The sequence below is a fragment of the Pseudomonas sp. Eqa60 genome (assembly GCF_018326405.1).
Lineage (GTDB): Bacteria > Pseudomonadota > Gammaproteobacteria > Pseudomonadales > Pseudomonadaceae > Aquipseudomonas > Aquipseudomonas protegens.
The window spans coordinates 5,755,420-5,772,810 of sequence record NZ_AP024342.1; the positions used below are offsets into that span (position 1 = coordinate 5,755,420).

Below are 17,391 nucleotides of genomic sequence, written 5' to 3' on the forward strand. Positions count from 1 at the left end.
AATAAGACGATCCAGCCGTCTGGTGACCACTTTCCCCTATAAGAACAATTGAATTATGTCTAACCAAACCTCCACGCCCTTGCGGCGCGTCAGCATCCTGGCTATCGACCGGGTTTTCGCTTCCACCCTCATGCAAGCCAAGGATTTCTTCCATCTGGCCAGCCTGCGCTACGGCAAACAACTGGGCCAAGGCCTGACCCCGGCGTTCGAAACCCGCCTGGTCAGCCCCGACGGTCAACCCGTATGCAGTTTCAGCGACGTGATCATGCCGGTGGACGGCCCGCTGGAAGACACCGATATCATCATCCTCCCGGCGTTCTGGGACGACTTCGACACCCTGTGCCAGCGTTACCCGCAGATCTTGCCCTGGCTGCGCGCCCAGCACGCTCGCGGCGCGGTGCTCTGCGGCGAAGCCACCGGGGTGTTCTGGCTGGCGGAAGCCGGCTTGCTCGATGGCAAGGAAGCCACTACCTACTGGCGCTTCTTCAGCGCCTTCAATGAGCGCTTCCCCAAGGTCCAGCTCAATCAGGACAAGCACCTGACCGACGCCGACAACCTCTACTGCGCGGGCGGTACCACCTCGGCCTGCGACCTGTACATCTACCTGATCGAACGCTTCTGCGGTGCCAACGTGGCCCAGGCCGTGGCCCGGGACATTCTCTATGAAGTACAGCGCAGCTACGCCCCAGGGCGCATCGGCTTCGGCGGCCAGAAGCTGCATCAGGACGTGATCATCCTGCAGATCCAGCACTGGCTCGAAGAGCACTTCGCCGACAAGTTCCGCTTCGAGGACGTGGCCCGCGAGCACGGCATGAGCATTCGCAACTTCATGCGCCGTTTCCAGACCGCCACCGGCGACAAGCCCCTGCATTACCTGCAGCGCCTGCGCATCGAAACCGCCAAGGGCCTGCTCTCGGGAACGCGCAAGAGCATCAAGACCATCAGCTACGAAGTCGGCTACGACGACGCCAGTTTCTTCGCCCGACTGTTCCGCCAGCACACCGAACTTTCACCCAACCAGTACCGCCAACAGTTCCAGCAACAGGCGGCATAAAAAAAGGGCCTGCAATGCAGGCCCTTTTTCATCTGGCGATGCTTATGGCTTGTGCGCCCGCGACAGGAACTCGTGGGACTGCATCTCCAGCAGACGGCTAAGGGTGCGCTGGAACTCGAACGTCAGGCGGCCACCGGTGTAGAGGTCCTTGAGTTCGACCTCGGCGGAAATGATCAGCTTGACGTTGCGGTCGTAGAACTCGTCGACCATGTTGATAAAGCGCCGGGCGATGTCGTCGGTGGTGACGCTCATCTGCTCCACGCCACTGAGCAACACGGCATGGAAGATCTTGCCCAGCTCGATGTAGTCGTTCTGGCTGCGCGGGCCGTCGCACAGCTCCCGGAAGTCGAACCAGGCCACATCATCGCAGGTACGCAATGCGCGGATCTCGCGGTTCTCGATGATCAACACATCGTTTTCCACCGCCTGGGTGCACTCCGGCGTCAACGCCCGGAAGCTCTTGCGCAAGCTTTCCTGTGCTTCTTCGTTCAATGGATAGTGGAACAGCTCCGCCTGCTCCAGGTGACGCAGGCGGTAGTCGACACCGCTGTCGACGTTGACGATCTCGGTGTTCTGCTTGATCAGGGCAATCGCCGGCAGGAAGCGCGCGCGCTGCAAGCCATCCTTGTACAAGCCGTCGGGGACGATGTTCGAGGTGGCGACCAGGGTCACGCCATTCTTGAACAGCTCCTCCATGAGGGTGCCAAGAATCATCGCGTCAGTAATGTCAGACACGAAGAATTCGTCGAAGCAGATCACCCGCGCCTCTTGCGAGAAACGCTTGGCGATGATGGTCAACGGGTTCTTCTCACCGCCCAGGGTCTTCATTTCTTCGTGTACGCGCTTCATGAAACGGTGAAAGTGCGTGCGTACCTTTTCCTTGAACGGCAAGGCTTCGAAGAAGGTGTCCACCAGATAGGTCTTACCGCGCCCCACTCCGCCCCAGAAATACAGCCCCTTGACCGGCGTCTGGTCCTTCTTGCCAAAGAGCTTGCCGAGCAGGCCCGGCTTGTTTTGCTCGGCCGCGATCAGATCGTCATACAGGCGCTGCAGATGACGCACAGCCGTTTCCTGTGCCGCATCATGAAAGAAATCCGGGCGTTTCAGATCTGCTTGGTATCGTTCTAGGGGCGTCATAATTCGTTAGCAAGGCAACAAAAACGGGCCGTCACTTTAGCGACGGCCCTGGGGAATGGCAATCAGCCCTTGGTCGGGAAGACGCCGATTAGTCCTGCGCCGGGGTCAGAGCGATGCGCAGTGCATCTACAGCCGCGTCACGGGCGCTGGCATCGGCAAAGTCCGGGCTGTCCGCCACACAGGCGCCGTCCAGCCAGATACCGAATGCATTGCCCTCGGTCCGCAGATCCAGCTCCTGGCCCGATTGCAGTTGCTTGGTGACAGCACCTGCAGCCTTGCCATCAGCGAAATTGCGCGACAGCAGCAGTTGCTCGCCATCGGCCGACAGCAAACGGAAACGGAAGCTGCCATCATCCTCTCGAAAGCTGATGAAACGCGCGGCCTTGGCGGCTTTTTTCTTGGTGGTGGCTGCCACCTGTACCTGGGCGGCGAAAGAGCGCAGGCCCACGGCTTCGCGCAGTTCGTTGAGGAACGGCGTGGCCACGGCACGGGCCTTGACGGCGCCGGCACGCAAGATGTCTTCCAGGTCCGAAGGGCGTGCGATCAGTTGGTGATAACGCTCGCGGGCTTCGCCCAGTTCGGCATCCAGCAATTGGAACAGGCGGTTCTTGGCTTCGCCCCAACCCAGGCCCTGAAGCAGCTCGCTGCGGAACTCGGCGGCTTGCGCAGGGGTGGAGAACGCCTGGTACAGGGTGAACAAATGAGAGTTGTCCGGATCCTTGGCCTCGCCTGGCGCCTTGGAGTCGGTGACGATCCGCGAGATCGCGTCCTTCATGTCCTTGGCGCTGGTGAACAGCGGGATGGTGTTGTCGTAACTCTTGGACATCTTGCGGCCATCGAGGCCTGGCAAGGTGGCAACACTTTCCTCGATCAGCGCCTCGGGCATGGTGAAGAACTCCTTGCCCTGGCCGAACAGGTGGTTGAAACGCTGGCCAATGTCCCGGGCCATTTCCACGTGCTGGATCTGGTCGCGGCCCACCGGCACCTTGTGCGCGTTGAACATCAGGATGTCCGCCGCCATCAGTACTGGGTAGCTGTACAAGCCCATGGTGATGCCGGCGTCCGGGTCTTCACCGGCCTCGACATTCTTGTCCACCGAAGCCTTATAGGCATGGGCACGGTTGAGCAGCCCCTTGGCCGCCACGCAGGTCAACAGCCAGGTCAGCTCGGGGATCTCCGGGATGTCCGACTGGCGATAGAAAGTCACGCGCTCCACATCCAGGCCACCGGCCAACCAGGTGGCGGCGATTTCCTGGCGCGAACGCTGGATACGCAGCGGGTCATCGCACTTGATCAGTGCGTGGTAGTCGGCCAGAAAGTAGAAGGAGTCGGCATTGCTGTCGCGGCTGGCGACGATCGCCGGGCGGATCGCACCGGCATAGTTGCCCAGGTGCGGGGTGCCGGTGGTGGTGATGCCGGTGAGGATACGCGTACGAGTAGTCATGGGTAATCGCTTATCAGACTGCTATCAATTCGAAAGTCGCGGCAGCACCAGATCTTTCAGATCGGTGAGCTTGCCATGAAAAAAGTGCCCGCATTCTGCCACTTTCAGCAGCTCATGGGGGCGAACAAGCGCGTCGGACCAGTCGTAGACCGCCTGAGGGTCGATGACCTCATCGGTTTCCGGCTGGATCAGGGTCAACGGGCAGTTCTGCGGCAGCAGGTCGCTATCACGCAGGCGGGTGACTGCCGGCGCCACCATGAACAAGTGCTTGAGCTGCGTGCCCTGGCCTTCCAGACGCCCGCCAAGGCTGGCCGCGACAAAACCGCCAAAGGAGAACCCGAACAGGGTCAAGGGCAGTTGCGGATGCTGGGCCTGCAACCACTGGGCTGCCGCCTGGGCATCGTCGACTTCACCGCTGCCCATGTCGTGGCTGCCTTCACTGGCGCCCACGCCACGGTAGTTGAAGCGCAGGGTGGTCAGGCCGGCATCCCGCGCAGTGCGCTGCAAGGTGGATACCACCTTATTGAGCATGGTGCCGCCCTGCACCGGATTGGGGTGGCAGATCAGCGCCATCCCACGTGCATCGGGCACCTGCAGATACAGGGCTTCCAGTTGGCCCACCGGGCCGGCAATCACTACAGGGGTTTCACGCATAAGCAAGGAAGGAACTCCGTGACCTCGAAGGGGGTCGACTCGTCTAGCAAATGGTCTGTGCCAATCTATTGCGAGTGAATCGCGGTATACAGCGCAGGTTCGAGCCGTTAACGTAAAGCAAAGCCGTTTATAGAGGAAGGACTCGTGGAACACTCGCTCTTAGTTTGGTTGTTGCCGACTCTTGCCCTGGTCGCGGGTGTCGCCATTGGATTCCTGGTCGCTCGCCTGCTGCCCAATGCCGCGCCTAACCGCACGCAGCGTCAGTTGGATGATATTCAGGAACGTTTCGACAATTATCAGAATGAAGTGGTCACTCACTTCAACAGCACCGCAACCCTGGTCAAGAAACTGACCCAGAGTTACCAGGAAGTGCAGGATCACCTCGCCGAGGGCGCCAATCGCCTGGCATTGGACGAACTGACCCGCCAGCGCCTGCTGGCCGCCTTGCACTCGGAGTCGGTGCAGGCTCCACGTGAGCGCCTGACCCCTCCACGGGACCAGGAACCACCACGGGACTACGCGCCGAAGACGCCGAATGCCCCAGGCATGCTCGACGAACAATATGGCCTGAAGAAGTAATACGCCTCAGCCATTAAAAAAGCCCGCCCGATCTGCATCGGGCGGGCTTTTTTATGCCTGGGGTTCAGCCAGTCCGGTCAGGGATACTGCTGGTATTGCTGACCTTGCTGCTGATAGGGCTGCTGGTACTGCTGGTTCGGTTGCTGGTATTGCTGGCCCGGAATCGCCTTGAGGTTGACCTCGACCCGACGGTTCTGCGCACGTCCGTTGACATCGGCGTTGCTGGCGATCGGGTTGTCCGGACCGGCGCCACGAGCGGACAGATTGGAACCGCTGACCCCCTGGGACGTCAGGTAGGTCGCTACGCTCTGGGCGCGACGCTGGGACAGATCCATGTTGTGCTGACGGCTGCCGGTGCTGTCGGTGTAGCCGACGATCTCGATCTGGTTCTGGTTGAACTCACGCAGGGAGTTGGCCAGGTTGTTCAGGGGCTGGTAGAAGCTGGGCGCGATATTCGCCGAGTCAGTGGCGAAGGTGATATTGCCCGGCATGATCAGCTTGATCTGATCGCCCTGGCGCTGCACCTCGACCCCGGTGTTAGCCATGCTGGCACGCAGTTTTTTCTCCTGCTGGTCAGCGTAGTAGCCATAACCTGCAGCGGAAGCACCGACCACTGCTGCACCGATCAAGGCCCCCTTGCCACGGTTGTTGTGGTCGATGGCAGCACCAGCCAACGCACCGGCCAAGGCTCCCAGCCCACCGTACTTGGCGGTTTTACTCATGCCAGACGAGCCGCCGTCGGCCTGCCCCTGGTTGTCATAGGGGTTAGGCGAAGCGCAGCCGGACAACAAGGCCACAGCAGTAGCGACAACAATCAAACGACGTGAGGTGAACATGGAAAGCTCCTACATTTTGCATTCTGTGGTGCAGCGGACGTTGGCAATAGACCTTTGCCGGCGTTGGAACACGCAGAACGGCAAAAATTCCGTGAACCAACGGTCAAATAGTCAGGCTCGCACGAACGGGTTCTGACGCATCTCATCTCCCAGCCGGGTGTCTGGGCCGTGCCCGGCAACCACTGTGGCGTCCTCGTCGAGGGTATAGAGACGCTGCTTGATCGAACGCACCAGCGTGGCCTGGTCGCCACCCCACAAATCCGTGCGCCCGACCCCGCGCTTGAACAGCGTGTCGCCGGCAATCAGAAGCTTAGCCTCGGAAAACCAAAAGCTCATGGAACCAGGGGTATGCCCTGGAGTGTGCAAGGCCACGCCGCAACCGCAGGCCAGCTCTTCGTCATCACCCAGCCAGCGATCCGGGGACGGCACAGGGGTGTAGGGCACGCCGAACATGCTGCACTGCATCTCAAGGTTCTCCCAGAGAAACTGGTCGTCCTTGTGCAAATGCAGGGTGGCGCCGGTCTTTTCCTTCATCTGCCCGGAGGCCAGGAAGTGATCCAGATGGGCATGGGTATGGATGATGCTCACCACCTTCAGGCCCAGTGCGTCCAGGCGCGCCATGATCAGGTCGGGGTTGCCGCCCGGATCGACGACTATGGCTTTCTTGGTCAGCGGGTCGCCAATGATGGTGCAGTTGCACTGCAGCGGGCCGACGGGGAAGGTTTCGCGGATGAGGCTGGGCTTGGCGGCGTCCATGGGAAGGCTCCAGAAAAATCGATGGGCCATTCTGTCACAGCTCGCCGCCACTGCTTACTCAGAACGCCAGTTGCAACGTTTCCTCGCCTTCTAGTGCCAACAGGAACTGCTTGGCCTCAAGACCGCCGGCGAAACCGGTGAGGCTGCCCGAGGCGCCGATCACCCGGTGGCAGGGGGCGACGATCGAGATCGGATTACGCCCATTGGCCGTCCCTACCGCACGCACGGCAGTGGGATTGCCGATCTGTCGGGCGATCTGGCTGTAACTGCGGGTTTCGCCGAAAGGAATGGTCAGCAGGGCTTGCCAGACCTGGCGCTGGAACTCGGTGCCGACAAAGTCCAGCTCAAGCTCGAAACGCTCGCGGGTACCGGCAAAGTATTCGCACAACTGGCGCTCGGTCTCCAGCAACAGCGGATGCTCCGCGGCTTCCTGCAGTGGGCCCAGGCGCACCCGGTTCTGCCGCTCGTGCTCCCACAGAATCGCCGCCAGCTTCGCTCCTCGGGCGACCAGGGTCAGTTGGCCAACCGGGGACGCCATTTTCTTGAATACGCAGGACATCGCAGTTCTCCTTCAATCCGCCAGGGAAATCAGGCCGGCAACCCTGGGGTTCGCCGCCTTCATCTCAGTACGCCTGCACTGTAGAACGAGATTTCAGCGCAAGAACCTCGTTTCTTGCGCTGGAACTCGAAGGCGGATCATTCTGGGCGCTGCCAGGCGGCGAGGCTAGTCGTCCTCATCCACCAGGTAGCAATTGTCGCTGCTGCTAAGCCGCCCATGGGGGTCGACGATAAAGGCCCCCCGCCCCTGACCACACTCCAGCAAGTGCACCGGCGACAGCTCGCGCTGGCGGTCGATCTGGGCGTTGAAGCGCACGATATAAGCACCCAGGGAAATGGATACACACAGGATCAGCATCAGGCACAGCACCAGCTGGTCGGTGTAGCCGGCGCCGCTATCGTCAGACGATACCCGCGACATGCTCGGCCTCCGCCCGTTGCAGGTCATGCCCCAGCAGGAACAAGCTCAAGGGGCCGCCGTCCCCAAGGCGCACCATGGGTGCCCCGGACGGCAGGACGCAAGCCATCAGGCCGAGAAGAATCAACACCAGCAGGATGCCTTTGAGCACTGAAGACAGGTTCATGGCTGTGCCGCGCTCTGCAGTTAAGAAGAGCCTGAGCTTAGAGAGCGCTGGGTTAAGAGCGGGTAAACATGAATGGAAAAGCCTCGGCTTCCGCTATCCTTCGGCCCATCGAGTGCCAAGGGTCCAAGGGGACGTTTCCGTGCATATTCACCTGCTGCTGGTCGAGGACAACCTCGACCTGGCCAATACCGTCATCGAGTACCTGGAAATCGGCGGCATCGTCTGCGACCACGCCAGCAACGGCCAGACCGGCCTTAACCTGGCCCTGAGCCAGCATTACGACGTGATCCTCCTGGACATCATGCTGCCGCGGCTGGACGGCCAGCAGCTGTGCGAACAACTGCGCCAGCACGGCAGCCAGACCCCCATCCTCATGCTCACCTCGCTGGATGCCCTGTCGGACAAGCTCGCCAGCTTTGCCGCCGGTGCCGACGATTATCTGGTCAAGCCCTTCGAACTGGCCGAGCTGGTGGCCAGGATCCGTGCCCTGAGCCTGCGCCGCAGCGGCCAGGCCAGCCGCCTGCAGGTGGCCGACCTGGTAATGGAGCTGACCACCCGCAAGGTCAGCCGCGCCGGCCAGGAACTGCACCTGTCGCCCATCTGCTGGACCCTGCTGGAATGCCTGATGCGCGCCAGCCCCGAGCCTGTCACCCGGGAACGCCTGGAGGCGACGATCTGGGGCGACGAACCGCCCGACAGCAACACCCTCAAGGTGCATATGCACCGGCTGCGCAAGACTGTGGACAAGTCCTTCGACCAGCCCCTGATCCACACCCTTCCCGGTATTGGCATACAGCTGAGGTCACATGCGTAACGGCCTGAGTTTGAAATGGGTGATCAGCGGCAGCTTCCTGCTGCTGATTGCCGTGGTGCTGCTGATCTACAGTCTGCTGCTGCCGGAATACAGCGTCCGCGGCCTGCTCTACACCGCCAGCGCGATGATGGAGGAAGAAGCCCAGTACTTCGCCAGGCACTACAACAAGGACCCCACGACCCCGCCGCCGCACAACTATTTCTATACCAGCGTCATCGGCAAGGAGGCGCTGCCCGGGAAGGTCCGCCAATTGCTGGACACGCCCCCGAGCCTGTCCTTCGGTGCAGTCCAGGTCTTTGGCGATCTGGATTCCGATGACGACGATGAAGGCCGGGCGATCCTTGCCCAACCCCTGGCGGACGGCAAGACCCTGTACATGTACGACGTCGACCATGACCAGGAAGAAGGCGGCGAAGTCGAGACGCCACTGTCCGACGCCTACCTGGACCGTGAACTGCACGGGGTGATTTTCATCAGCCTGGCGGTGTTCATACCGGCGCTGATCATCATTGCCCTGCTGGTCTGGTGGCTGGTACGGCCCCTGGGCCGCCTGTCCCAGTGGTCCAGTACCCTCAAGGACCCCGACACGGTGGCCGGCGAACGGCCCAATTTCAGCTTCAAGGAATTCAATATGCTGGCCGACGCCCTGGCCCAGAGCATGCAACAGGTCCAGGCTGCCAGCCTGCGTGAAGGTCGGCTGCTACGCTACACCAGCCATGAACTGCGTACCCCGCTGGCAGTGCTCAAGGCCAATATCGAGCTGCTGACCCTGCAATCCGGCGGCGCCCTGCCGCCGCCCCTGCAACGTATCGAACGCTCGGTGCTGAACATGCAGCGCATCGCCGAGACCTTGCTGTGGATGAGCCGCGAGCTGCCCGAAGCCCTGCCCGAGGAGCCCATCGACATGAGCGGGCTGGTCAACGAGCTGATCCAGGAGCAGCGCTACCTGATCGGGACACGGGATATCGAACTGACCCTGGACATCAGCACCACGCCCTGCCGCCTGCCCCTGACCGCCTGCCGAATCGTGGTCGGCAATTTCCTGCGCAACGCCCTGCAATATGCCGATGACGGCACCATCGAGATCCACTTCGACTACCCGCGCCTGCGCATTCTCAACCGCATCCGCGAAGCCAAGCAGATCGAGCCTTCCAGCGACTACGGCTATGGCCTGGGTCTGGAACTGATGCGCCAGTTGTGTGCCCGCCTGGGCTGGCGCATCGACGTGCTGGTGGAGGAGCAACACTTCAGCGTCACCCTGGACTTCGACGCCACCCCGACCGAGGAAGCCCCGCCCGCCGCCCCCGGCGAGGAGAGTGCCTGAAGCCAAGCGAGGAAAAATGTGCTCGCAAGCGATGAAAAAACTGCCTTGGTCATGCCCTCCCTCCCGGCACTTGTGAGTATTGTTGCGGGACAAAAAAACACGCCGGGGGAGCCTTGCCGGTGCGTAACTTGCTTGCATCAAGCGCACTGCATGCGCGGTGATGCATGCAAGTCCCGGGTCACCCTGACCCGGCCGCCCTTCCCCCGTGCCCGGGCAAAGAACGAGGTTCGCTGTGGCTGCCTACAATCTGCGTCAACTGAAGTACTTCATCACCACCGTCGAGTGCGGCAGCGTCGCCGAGGCATCACGCAAGCTGTACATTGCCCAGCCGTCGATCTCCACCGCCATCAAGGGCCTGGAGGACAGCTTCGGCGTGCAATTGCTGATTCGTCACCATGCCCTCGGCGTCTCCCTGACCCCCAGCGGGGCACGTTTCTACCGCAAGGCCCAGGAGCTGCTGCGCATGGCCAAGGAGTTCGAGCAGAACGCCCTGGCAGACAACGACGTGGTCGCCGGACAGATCGACATCGGCTGCTTCGAAACCGTGGCACCGCTGTACCTGCCACAGCTGATCGCCGGCTTCAGCGCGCTCTATCCCGGGGTGGAAATCCGCATCCGTGATGGCGAGCAGCAGGAACTGGTACAGGGCCTGACCGGTGGCGCGTTCGATCTGGCGATCCTCTATGAGCATGACCTGGACGGCACCATCGAAACCGAGCCACTGATGCCGCCGCAACGGCCTTACGCCTTGCTGCCGGCCGGCCATCGCTACGCCAAGCAGCCCCAGGTATCGCTGCGCGACCTGTGCCTGGAGCCGATGATCCTGCTGGATGTGCAACCGAGCCGCACCTATTTCGTCAGCCTGTTCGAAGAATTGGGGCTGACGCCGCAGATTGCCTTCAGCTCACCGTCCATCGAGATGGTGCGCGGGATGGTCGGCCAGGGCTTCGGTTTCTCGATCCTGGTCACCCGCCCCCACTCGCCTTTTTCCTACGATGGCAAGCCGGTGGTGTGTGTCGACATTGTCGAGGACGTCACAGGTTCAGGCCTGGTGGCCGCCTGGCTCAAACGTGGCCAATTGACCAAGCCGGCGCGGTTGTTCGCCGACTACTGCAAGGAGCACCTGGCCCGCTAGCCCCGGCAGCCAGTGGCGCAGCGCCTACCCCAGCAACCCCAGCTCCTGGGCCCGGGCCACGGCCTGGGTCCGGCGCTCTACCCCCAGCTTGCTGTTGATATGGCTGGCATGGGTCTTCACCGTATGCAACGAGATGAACAGGCGCTCGCTGATTTCCTGGTTGGAGCAGCCCTGGGCGATCAACTGCAACACTGAAAGCTCCCGGGAGCTCAAGGACTCGTTATGGGCCACGATCTCCTGAGGTTCACGCGATGCTGCCGGCAACCGCTCCAGCAACGCCTGGGTCAGGGCTGTCGATACGCCCTGCTGCAACTGCTCACGCATCCAGCCGGGATGGCCATGGAGCAATGCCATGAACGGCTGCACCGCGCCTCCAACCCCGGCCTCCAGAGCCTGGGCCAGGTCCTGGCGGGCCTGCGGACCGCGACCGGCCGCCAGCAACAGTGCGGCTTTCTGGGTCAGGGCCATGACGCTCAGCAACTGCCGGCCGCTTTGCTGGCCATGCTCGACCAACCGATTCAAGCGCTGCTCCGCCCGGCTCAGGTCGCCCTTGATGCTTTCAAGCTGGGCTTGCTGCAATTCGATGTGCAACGGCAGTTGCGGGTGGAACTCCGGTGGCGCCGCCGCCTGTTCGCCGGTGTAGGTCTGGCCCAGGCGGGCCAGCCAGGCTTCGGCCAGATCGGTACGCCCCTGGGCCAGCCACAGCTCGCATTTCACCAGGGTGATCATTGCCAGGTAATAGATCGGTGGCACGTCCCAGATGTGCATCAAGCGCTCGGCTTCCGCCAGCTCGGCGAAGGCTCGGGAGAACTCGCCACCCAGGCCTTCCTGCTTGGCGATCACGCAGTGACCGATCAGCACGCTGATATCGCGACAGGCCCGGGCCTCCACCAGGCCGGCCTGCAAGCGCAACAGGCCGGCCTCGGGCTGGGCGCGCAGGGTCAGCAGATAACCGTCATACAGGGTCAACCGGGCCCGCACCGCATACAACCGCTGGGCCGACAGGCCCTGCAAGCGCCGCAGCCCCTGGTGTACCTCCTCCTGCGCCCGCAGCACTTCGCCGCGGGCCTGCAGGACCCGGGCACGGTCGTAGTGGGCCAGGGCTTCGAACAACGGATTGCCGACCCGTTGCGCCAGCTCCAGGGATTCGCGATTGAGGCTGCGGGCCCGCCACAGATCGGCATCGGTAATGGCCAGGTTGGACAAGGTCGACAGGCACATCAGGCGCTGCCCATAACGTTTGGGCGGCAGGCTTTCCAGGGCCTCGCTGCAATAGGCCAGGGTGTTTTCCCGCTGGCCGCGGCCACGGGCGATGATTCCGCTCAGGGCCAGCCATTGCGCCAACATCGACTTCTGCGCCGTGGCCGAAGGGGCCGGCAGGAAACGACTCAGGTGATTGGCCAGTTCCTCCGCCGCATCCAGCTGGCAGGCCAGGCCCAGGGCCCAGCTGTAGAGCACGATCAGCCGCGGCGTGCTGATCAGCAGGCTGTCGGGCAGGTCCATCTTCCAGCGCAGCAGCATGCCGACGTTCTGTTCCGCCAGCAGTTGCTCTTCGGACAGGTTCTGCACCAGGTTGGCCGCCACGTCCAGGTGCCCGGCGCGCAGCGCTTGCTCCACCGCCTCGTCGAGCAGCCCCTGGGCGTTGAACCAGCGGCAGGCGCGCAGGTGCAGGCTGGCCGCTGGCACCAGGGCATTGGCCGTGGGCCGGCTGCGCAGCAGGTCGGAAAACAGGTGGTGATAACGATACCAATGGCCGTGTTCATCCAGGGGCACCAGGAATACCTGGTGGGCCTGGAGGAAACCCAGGATCTCGGCGCTGTCATGGGCTTCGCGCAGGGCATCGCACAGCTCGGCGCAAAACCGCTCCTGGGGCGCCGTGTCATACAGGAATGACTGCACTTCGGCGGGCAGGCAGTCGATGACCTCTTCCAGCAGGTAGTCGCGGATCAGCCCTTCCCCGCCATGCAGGCCCTGGGGTAGCGCGCCCCCGGCTCCCGCCTCGGATGCCGCCAGCAACCAGAAACGCAGCCCGGCCACCCAGCCTTCGCTGCGCTGAATCAGGTTTTCCAGGGCTTCGCCGCGCAGCGAACTGCTGTGCCGGTCGAGCAGGCTCAGGGATTCGTCGTGGGTCAGGCGCAAATCCTGCTCGTGCAGCTCCAGCAGTTGCCGGGACAACCGCAGCCGCGCCAGGTGCCAGTCCGGGCGTTGGCGGCTGGTGACCAGCACCAGCAAGCCATCGGGCAGGTGATTGAGAAAAAACTGCAGGCAACGATCGAGGACCGGCCCCTGGGCCAGGTGATAGTCGTCCAGCACCAGCAATAACGGACTGGCACCGGTCAATTGCACCGCCAGCTCATCCAGCAGGCCGTCCAGCCACTCTTCAAAGGCGAAGGGCTGGTGGCGCTGACGCATTTTCAACAGGCCCAGGGACTGCCGTCCCAATTGGGGAAAGTACTGCTGCAGACCGGCCAACAGACGCTCGAGGAAGCGCCCGGGATCGCTGTCCCGGCGGCTCAACCCCAGCCACAGGCTCTGCCAGTTATCCGGCAGGCCCTGGCAAAACTCCACGGCCAGCGAGCTCTTGCCAAACCCGGCAGGCGCACAGACCAGCAGCAATCGCCCCTTCAACCCGGCGCCCAGGCGCTCGCAAAGACGCGGCCGCTGCACGTATCCATCGGGCAGGGGGGGTCGATAAAAACGCCCCTCCAGAGCGGGGATCACCGCGCTGGCAGGCCGTTGCAGGGGGGACAGGTCAGTCATGGCCAACTCTTATTGATGTACGGTTGTCGGCGTAGCAGATGTCCGCAGACTAGCGGTAAAAGGCCACCTGTTGAAGATTTTTGCGACCATTCGGGCGAAAAAGACTATGAGCAAATTGGTCAGATAACTCTGAATGATTAAAAGATATTTCGTTTATTTATTGATTAAGTGGCTAATTAGCTTCGAGAAAGCTGCCTGTACCTGGATGGATTCCAAGGCCGGGCCCTCAGGCAAAAAAAAGCCCCGAACCAGGTCGGGGCTTTTTCCGAGGATGCGGCCTCTATTTGCAGCGGCTCAGCGAACCCCGTCCTGACGCAGGGCGGCTGGGGTGAAATCGCTGGTGGTGGCGGTGAAACCGAAGTCGTAGGCCTGTTTCTCTTCGTTCTTCATGCCCAGGGCCAGGTAGCGGCCGGACTGCAGGTCGTAGAGGGTTTCCAGGGCGTACCACGGCACTTGCTTGTCGTAGTAGTTCTCGGCGTGAGCCTCGGCCACGCGCCACAGCTGGCCACGACCGTCGTAGTGGTCGATCACCGCTGCCTGCCAGGTGTCTTCGTCGATGTAGAAGTCACGCTTGGCGTAGATATGGCGCTGGCCTTCCTTCAAGGTTGCCACCACATGCCAGACCCGGCGCAGCTCATAGCGAGCCAGGTCCTGGTTGATGTGGCCGGCCTTGATGATGTCGGCGTACTTCAGGGTCGGCGAGTCGAGCTTGTAGCTGTCGGAAGCGATGTACATCTCCTTCTTGCCTTCCAGCTTCCAGTCGTAGCGATCCGGCGCACCGTTGTACATGTCCAGGTTGTCGGAAGTACGCAGGCCGTCGGCAGCGGTACCCGGACCGTCATAGGACACTTGCGGGGCGCGGCGTACGCGGCGCTGGCCAGCGTTGTAGACCCAGGCCGAACGCGGCTCCTTCACTTGGTCGAGGGTTTCGTGCACCAGCAGCACGCCACCGGCCAGGCGCGCCGGCGCGGTCACTTTCTGCTTGAAGTAGAACAGGATGTTGCCCGGGTTCTTCGGATCGTAGTCCTTCATCTTGTCGCGGAACACGAACTGGTCCTGGAAGTACACCAGGCTGTAGGAGCCGTTGGCCTGTGGCGTGGCCTGGGTCACCAGGCGGGTCACACTGCCACCGCGATAGCGGGTGATGTGGTTCCAGATGACTTCCACGCCGCTTTTCGGGATCGGGAACGGAATCGCGGTTTCGAAGTTCTCCAGGCCGTTGCCGCCGGACACCAGGTTGGTGCTGGTGGCGTTGCGCTTGATCGCGGCGAACACGTCAGCCGGCACGGTGGCCCCGCGATGGGACGGGTAGACCGGCATCTTGAAGGTTTCCGGGTAGCGCTTGAACATCGCGTACTGCCCCGGCGCCAGCTTGTCCTTGTACTGCTCGACGTTCTGCGCGGTGATGGTGAACAGCGGCTGCTCGCTGCCGTAGGGGTTGGACAGGAAACCCTTGCTGTCCACGGTGCCAGCATTGGTCGCCAGTGGCTTCCAGGCCGGAATGGTGCCGGCGGCATTGCCGGCCATTTCCGCGCCCATCGGAGTCAGGCTGGTACCCAGCTTGGCGGCTTCATCGGCCGAGACCGCGGCCATGACCCCGGTGGCCAGCAGTGACAGTCCCAGCACACCGACGTGCAACAGACTCTTGGTGATTTTCATATTGTTGTTCTTCCTGAAAATGCAGTGTGCTTAGAAGTTCACGCCAACGCTCAAGGCGAGGAAATCCCGGTCATCCACGGTGCTGTAGTCGCCACCGAAGAAGTTGGTGTAGGCCAGGCTCGCGGTGTAGGTGTTCTGGTACTCGGCATCCAGCCCCAGGCTGATGGCCTTGCGGCCTTCTTCGAAGTTGCCGCCAGGACCTGGCGAGTAACCCTTGACGTCATGGGACCAAGCCACGTTCGGCTTGAGGTTCACACCAGCGAACACATCCGGGTACTCCCAGATGGCACGGCCGCGGTAGCCCCAGGAGGTGGCGGTGGTGAAGCCATCGTTGTTGCAGTTGGCGCTCAGATTGCTGGCGTCTGCACCAGGACCTGCACCGGCAATGGTGGTGGAGTTAAGCGCACGACAGGTGTTTTGCCCGCCGGTGGCTGGCAAGGCGCCAGGACCAAACACCGGATCACGTCCATAGCGGACATCCGACTTGCTCTCAAGGCCTCCGACGTGGGTAACCCCCACCTCACCCACCAGCGTCAGACGGCTGGCGCCCATGACCTGATCGAAGAAGTGCGTGAAGGTAGTCTGGAACTGAGTGACTTCCTTGCGGCGATAGCCGTGAAGGTCCTGCCCCGCTACACCTTCAAGCAGCGAGGCGTTGGCGAATGCCCCCTTCAGAGGTCGAACGGCGGAATAGAGAATATCGGTAGAGTTGAGTTGTACAGGCGCATTCGGCCGGTAGCTGATTTCACCGCTCCACGCCGTCCCCGTAGGCAGGGTGGTGGAGAAACTCAAGCCATACAGGCGAATGTCTTCTGGATACTCAACGAAGTACTTCGAATTACCGGCGATCCACACCGGCGCCAGAGAGCCAAAGCCAGGAGCGATGTTGTAAGCCGACTGTGGTGCCGCCGTGGCACTGAAGATCGGCGCTCGGCTGTGATAGTTCATGAAGTAGGCACCGAACTCGGTGTCCAGCGGCTCGAAGTTGTAGTGGAACGCCGCACCGAACTGGCCGCTGTCACGGGCATCTCGGTCGCCACTGCGACGCACCAGCGTGCCTTCTTCGTTGACGTCGACGCCACGAGCCTGCATCGCGGCCAGGGCCGCGCGCCCCGGCGCCGTGGCGGCGATGGTCGAACGCTTGGCGAGCAGACGCAGATTGTCGTCACAGCCATCGGAAATGTTGTCCGGCTGCGAGAAGAAGGTTCCGCAGTTATCGGTAACGGTCTGGTCCCACTCCAACTGATAGAACGCTTCGGCCGACAGGTTCTCGGTCAGGTTCTGGGAGATGTAGAACATGTTGACCGGAATCAGACCTTCCTTGACCTCGGCACCAGGACGGCGGAACGCCGACACGTCGATCGGGTTGATCGAGTTGATACCGCCACCAATGAAGGTACTTTCGCCCCAACTCACCACCTGCTTACCGAAGCGCACCGAACCTGGCTCATCGGCAATGGAGTAGTTGTGATAGACGAAAGCATCGAGGATCTGACCGCCGGAAGACTTGGCGCCTTCCTTGCGGTTGTTGTCGCTGATGTTCTTGAAGTCCATGTCTTCGTCTTTGAGCTTGAAGTCATACCAGTACTTGCCACGGACAAACACACCGGTATCGCCGTACTTCAATTCCAGGTCATGGATACCCTTGAAGATCTTCGAGAAGGTCTGGCCCTTGTTGAAGTTCAAGTGGCCGTCATCGGTGGTCTGGGACAGGCCCTTGCCGCCGTTGTTGACCCCGATCAGGTCCTTGTTGCGCCCGGCGGTCGACCAGCTGGCCCCCACCGACAGGGACGAATCGAAGCTGCCTTCGATTTCACCGATGTTGAAGCTGACGCCGAATGCCGGCCCGGCGAGCGTGGAGGCGAGACCGACGGCCAGGGGCAGTTTCGCCCGGCGCCAGAACTGGTTTGCTGATGTCATCGACGCTACTCCATGTGCATTATTGTTATGGCAGTACGCTTTTCTGAAAACGCTTCGAATACCGGTTGAATGAACACTTGTCCCGGCTCCGAAGTTGCGTGGCGCGAGCCCCCCGCAATGCTCCGTCGTTCAGAAAAATCCGTGAACGGACTATATCCAGCAGGGATTACTGCTTGA

Annotated in this window: 16 protein-coding genes; 5 read left to right on the forward strand and 11 right to left on the reverse strand. The window is 61.9% G+C overall.

What is annotated here, in order from left to right:
• Positions 1–154 precede the first annotated feature (154 nt).
• Positions 155–1,054: a GlxA family transcriptional regulator gene (locus KI242_RS25985; RefSeq protein ID WP_169892244.1), complete on the forward strand. Its 900-nt coding sequence runs from the start codon at positions 155–157 to the stop codon at positions 1,052–1,054.
• A 42-nt stretch (positions 1,055–1,096) separates the two neighbouring features.
• On the opposite strand, the gene zapE is transcribed toward KI242_RS25985, so the two are convergent.
• The 3 genes from zapE to KI242_RS26000 form a co-directional block, all read right to left on the reverse strand.
• Positions 1,097–2,191 (reverse strand): cell division protein ZapE, encoded by a 1,095-nt coding sequence (gene zapE, locus KI242_RS25990; RefSeq protein WP_019093692.1) that lies wholly within the window; start codon positions 2,189–2,191, stop codon positions 1,097–1,099.
• Between the two features lie 88 nt (positions 2,192–2,279).
• Positions 2,280–3,635 (reverse strand): tryptophan--tRNA ligase, encoded by a 1,356-nt coding sequence (locus KI242_RS25995; RefSeq protein ID WP_015636937.1) that lies wholly within the window; start codon positions 3,633–3,635, stop codon positions 2,280–2,282.
• A gap of 24 nt (positions 3,636–3,659) precedes the next feature.
• Entirely contained in the window at positions 3,660–4,289 is a 630-nt protein-coding gene (locus KI242_RS26000; RefSeq protein ID WP_015636938.1) for an alpha/beta fold hydrolase, read from the reverse strand.
• A gap of 144 nt (positions 4,290–4,433) precedes the next feature.
• On the opposite strand from KI242_RS26000, the gene KI242_RS26005 reads away from it, so the two are divergent.
• Positions 4,434–4,868, forward strand: coding sequence for a DUF1043 family protein (locus KI242_RS26005; RefSeq protein ID WP_011063336.1), 435 nt, complete (start codon positions 4,434–4,436; stop codon positions 4,866–4,868).
• A gap of 77 nt (positions 4,869–4,945) precedes the next feature.
• On the opposite strand, the gene KI242_RS26010 is transcribed toward KI242_RS26005, so the two are convergent.
• The 5 genes from KI242_RS26010 to KI242_RS26030 all read right to left on the reverse strand — a co-directional run bounded on the left by KI242_RS26010 (position 4,946) and on the right by KI242_RS26030 (position 7,602).
• The gene (locus tag KI242_RS26010) at positions 4,946–5,704 is read right to left on the reverse strand and encodes an OmpA family lipoprotein (protein ID WP_011063337.1); all 759 of its coding nucleotides are present in this window, start codon (positions 5,702–5,704) and stop codon (positions 4,946–4,948) included.
• A 111-nt stretch (positions 5,705–5,815) separates the two neighbouring features.
• Positions 5,816–6,460 (reverse strand): MBL fold metallo-hydrolase, encoded by a 645-nt coding sequence (locus tag KI242_RS26015; protein ID WP_212805664.1) that lies wholly within the window; start codon positions 6,458–6,460, stop codon positions 5,816–5,818.
• A 58-nt stretch (positions 6,461–6,518) separates the two neighbouring features.
• Positions 6,519–7,019 (reverse strand): methylated-DNA--[protein]-cysteine S-methyltransferase, encoded by a 501-nt coding sequence (locus tag KI242_RS26020; RefSeq protein ID WP_041119811.1) that lies wholly within the window; start codon positions 7,017–7,019, stop codon positions 6,519–6,521.
• A 165-nt stretch (positions 7,020–7,184) separates the two neighbouring features.
• Positions 7,185–7,439: a hypothetical protein gene (locus tag KI242_RS26025; RefSeq protein ID WP_011063356.1), complete on the reverse strand. Its 255-nt coding sequence runs from the start codon at positions 7,437–7,439 to the stop codon at positions 7,185–7,187.
• Positions 7,420–7,602: a hypothetical protein gene (locus tag KI242_RS26030; protein WP_011063357.1), complete on the reverse strand. Its 183-nt coding sequence runs from the start codon at positions 7,600–7,602 to the stop codon at positions 7,420–7,422. Before KI242_RS26030 ends, KI242_RS26025 begins: the two co-directional genes overlap by 20 nt.
• Before the next feature lie 139 nt (positions 7,603–7,741).
• Between KI242_RS26030 and KI242_RS26035 the strand changes: the two genes are divergently transcribed.
• From KI242_RS26035 to KI242_RS26045, 3 genes are all read left to right on the forward strand, one after another.
• Positions 7,742–8,416: a response regulator transcription factor gene (locus KI242_RS26035; RefSeq protein ID WP_019093010.1), complete on the forward strand. Its 675-nt coding sequence runs from the start codon at positions 7,742–7,744 to the stop codon at positions 8,414–8,416.
• Positions 8,409–9,740: a HAMP domain-containing sensor histidine kinase gene (locus KI242_RS26040; protein WP_212805665.1), complete on the forward strand. Its 1,332-nt coding sequence runs from the start codon at positions 8,409–8,411 to the stop codon at positions 9,738–9,740. The genes KI242_RS26035 and KI242_RS26040 overlap by 8 nt, the downstream gene beginning before the upstream one ends.
• Before the next feature lie 232 nt (positions 9,741–9,972).
• On the forward strand, positions 9,973–10,875 hold the full coding sequence (locus KI242_RS26045) for a LysR family transcriptional regulator (protein WP_011063360.1): 903 nt from the start codon (positions 9,973–9,975) through the stop codon (positions 10,873–10,875).
• 24 nt (positions 10,876–10,899) lie between these two features.
• Here the strand turns inward: KI242_RS26045 and KI242_RS26050 are convergent, their stop codons facing one another.
• The 3 genes from KI242_RS26050 to KI242_RS26060 all read right to left on the reverse strand — a co-directional run bounded on the left by KI242_RS26050 (position 10,900) and on the right by KI242_RS26060 (position 17,214).
• Positions 10,900–13,635: a LuxR C-terminal-related transcriptional regulator gene (locus tag KI242_RS26050; RefSeq protein WP_212805666.1), complete on the reverse strand. Its 2,736-nt coding sequence runs from the start codon at positions 13,633–13,635 to the stop codon at positions 10,900–10,902.
• A 294-nt stretch (positions 13,636–13,929) separates the two neighbouring features.
• Positions 13,930–15,294, reverse strand: a complete 1,365-nt coding sequence (locus tag KI242_RS26055; protein WP_011063362.1) for a DUF1329 domain-containing protein — start codon at positions 15,292–15,294, stop codon at positions 13,930–13,932.
• Between the two features lie 30 nt (positions 15,295–15,324).
• Positions 15,325–17,214 carry a DUF1302 domain-containing protein gene (locus KI242_RS26060; RefSeq protein WP_011063363.1) on the reverse strand — a complete coding sequence of 630 codons (1,890 nt, stop codon included), beginning with the start codon at positions 17,212–17,214 and terminating at the stop codon, positions 15,325–15,327.
• Between the last annotated feature and the right edge of the window lie 177 nt (positions 17,215–17,391).

Excerpts from the sequence above, each read along its gene's own strand:
- KI242_RS26040 (WP_212805665.1), top strand. The coding sequence starts at position 8,409 with ATGCGTAACGGCCTGAGTTTGAAATGGGTGATCAGCGGCAGCTTCCTG.
- KI242_RS26020 (WP_041119811.1), bottom strand. The coding sequence starts at position 7,019 with ATGTCCTGCGTATTCAAGAAAATGGCGTCCCCGGTTGGCCAACTGACC.
- KI242_RS26025 (WP_011063356.1), bottom strand. The coding sequence starts at position 7,439 with ATGTCGCGGGTATCGTCTGACGATAGCGGCGCCGGCTACACCGACCAG.
- KI242_RS25995 (WP_015636937.1), bottom strand. The coding sequence starts at position 3,635 with ATGACTACTCGTACGCGTATCCTCACCGGCATCACCACCACCGGCACC.
- KI242_RS26000 (WP_015636938.1), bottom strand. The coding sequence starts at position 4,289 with ATGCGTGAAACCCCTGTAGTGATTGCCGGCCCGGTGGGCCAACTGGAA.
- KI242_RS26060 (WP_011063363.1), bottom strand. The coding sequence starts at position 17,214 with ATGACATCAGCAAACCAGTTCTGGCGCCGGGCGAAACTGCCCCTGGCC.
- KI242_RS26010 (WP_011063337.1), bottom strand. The coding sequence starts at position 5,704 with ATGTTCACCTCACGTCGTTTGATTGTTGTCGCTACTGCTGTGGCCTTG.
- KI242_RS26050 (WP_212805666.1), bottom strand. The coding sequence starts at position 13,635 with ATGACTGACCTGTCCCCCCTGCAACGGCCTGCCAGCGCGGTGATCCCC.
- KI242_RS26015 (WP_212805664.1), bottom strand. The coding sequence starts at position 6,460 with ATGGACGCCGCCAAGCCCAGCCTCATCCGCGAAACCTTCCCCGTCGGC.
- KI242_RS26030 (WP_011063357.1), bottom strand. The coding sequence starts at position 7,602 with ATGAACCTGTCTTCAGTGCTCAAAGGCATCCTGCTGGTGTTGATTCTT.
- zapE (WP_019093692.1), bottom strand. The coding sequence starts at position 2,191 with ATGACGCCCCTAGAACGATACCAAGCAGATCTGAAACGCCCGGATTTC.
- KI242_RS26055 (WP_011063362.1), bottom strand. The coding sequence starts at position 15,294 with ATGAAAATCACCAAGAGTCTGTTGCACGTCGGTGTGCTGGGACTGTCA.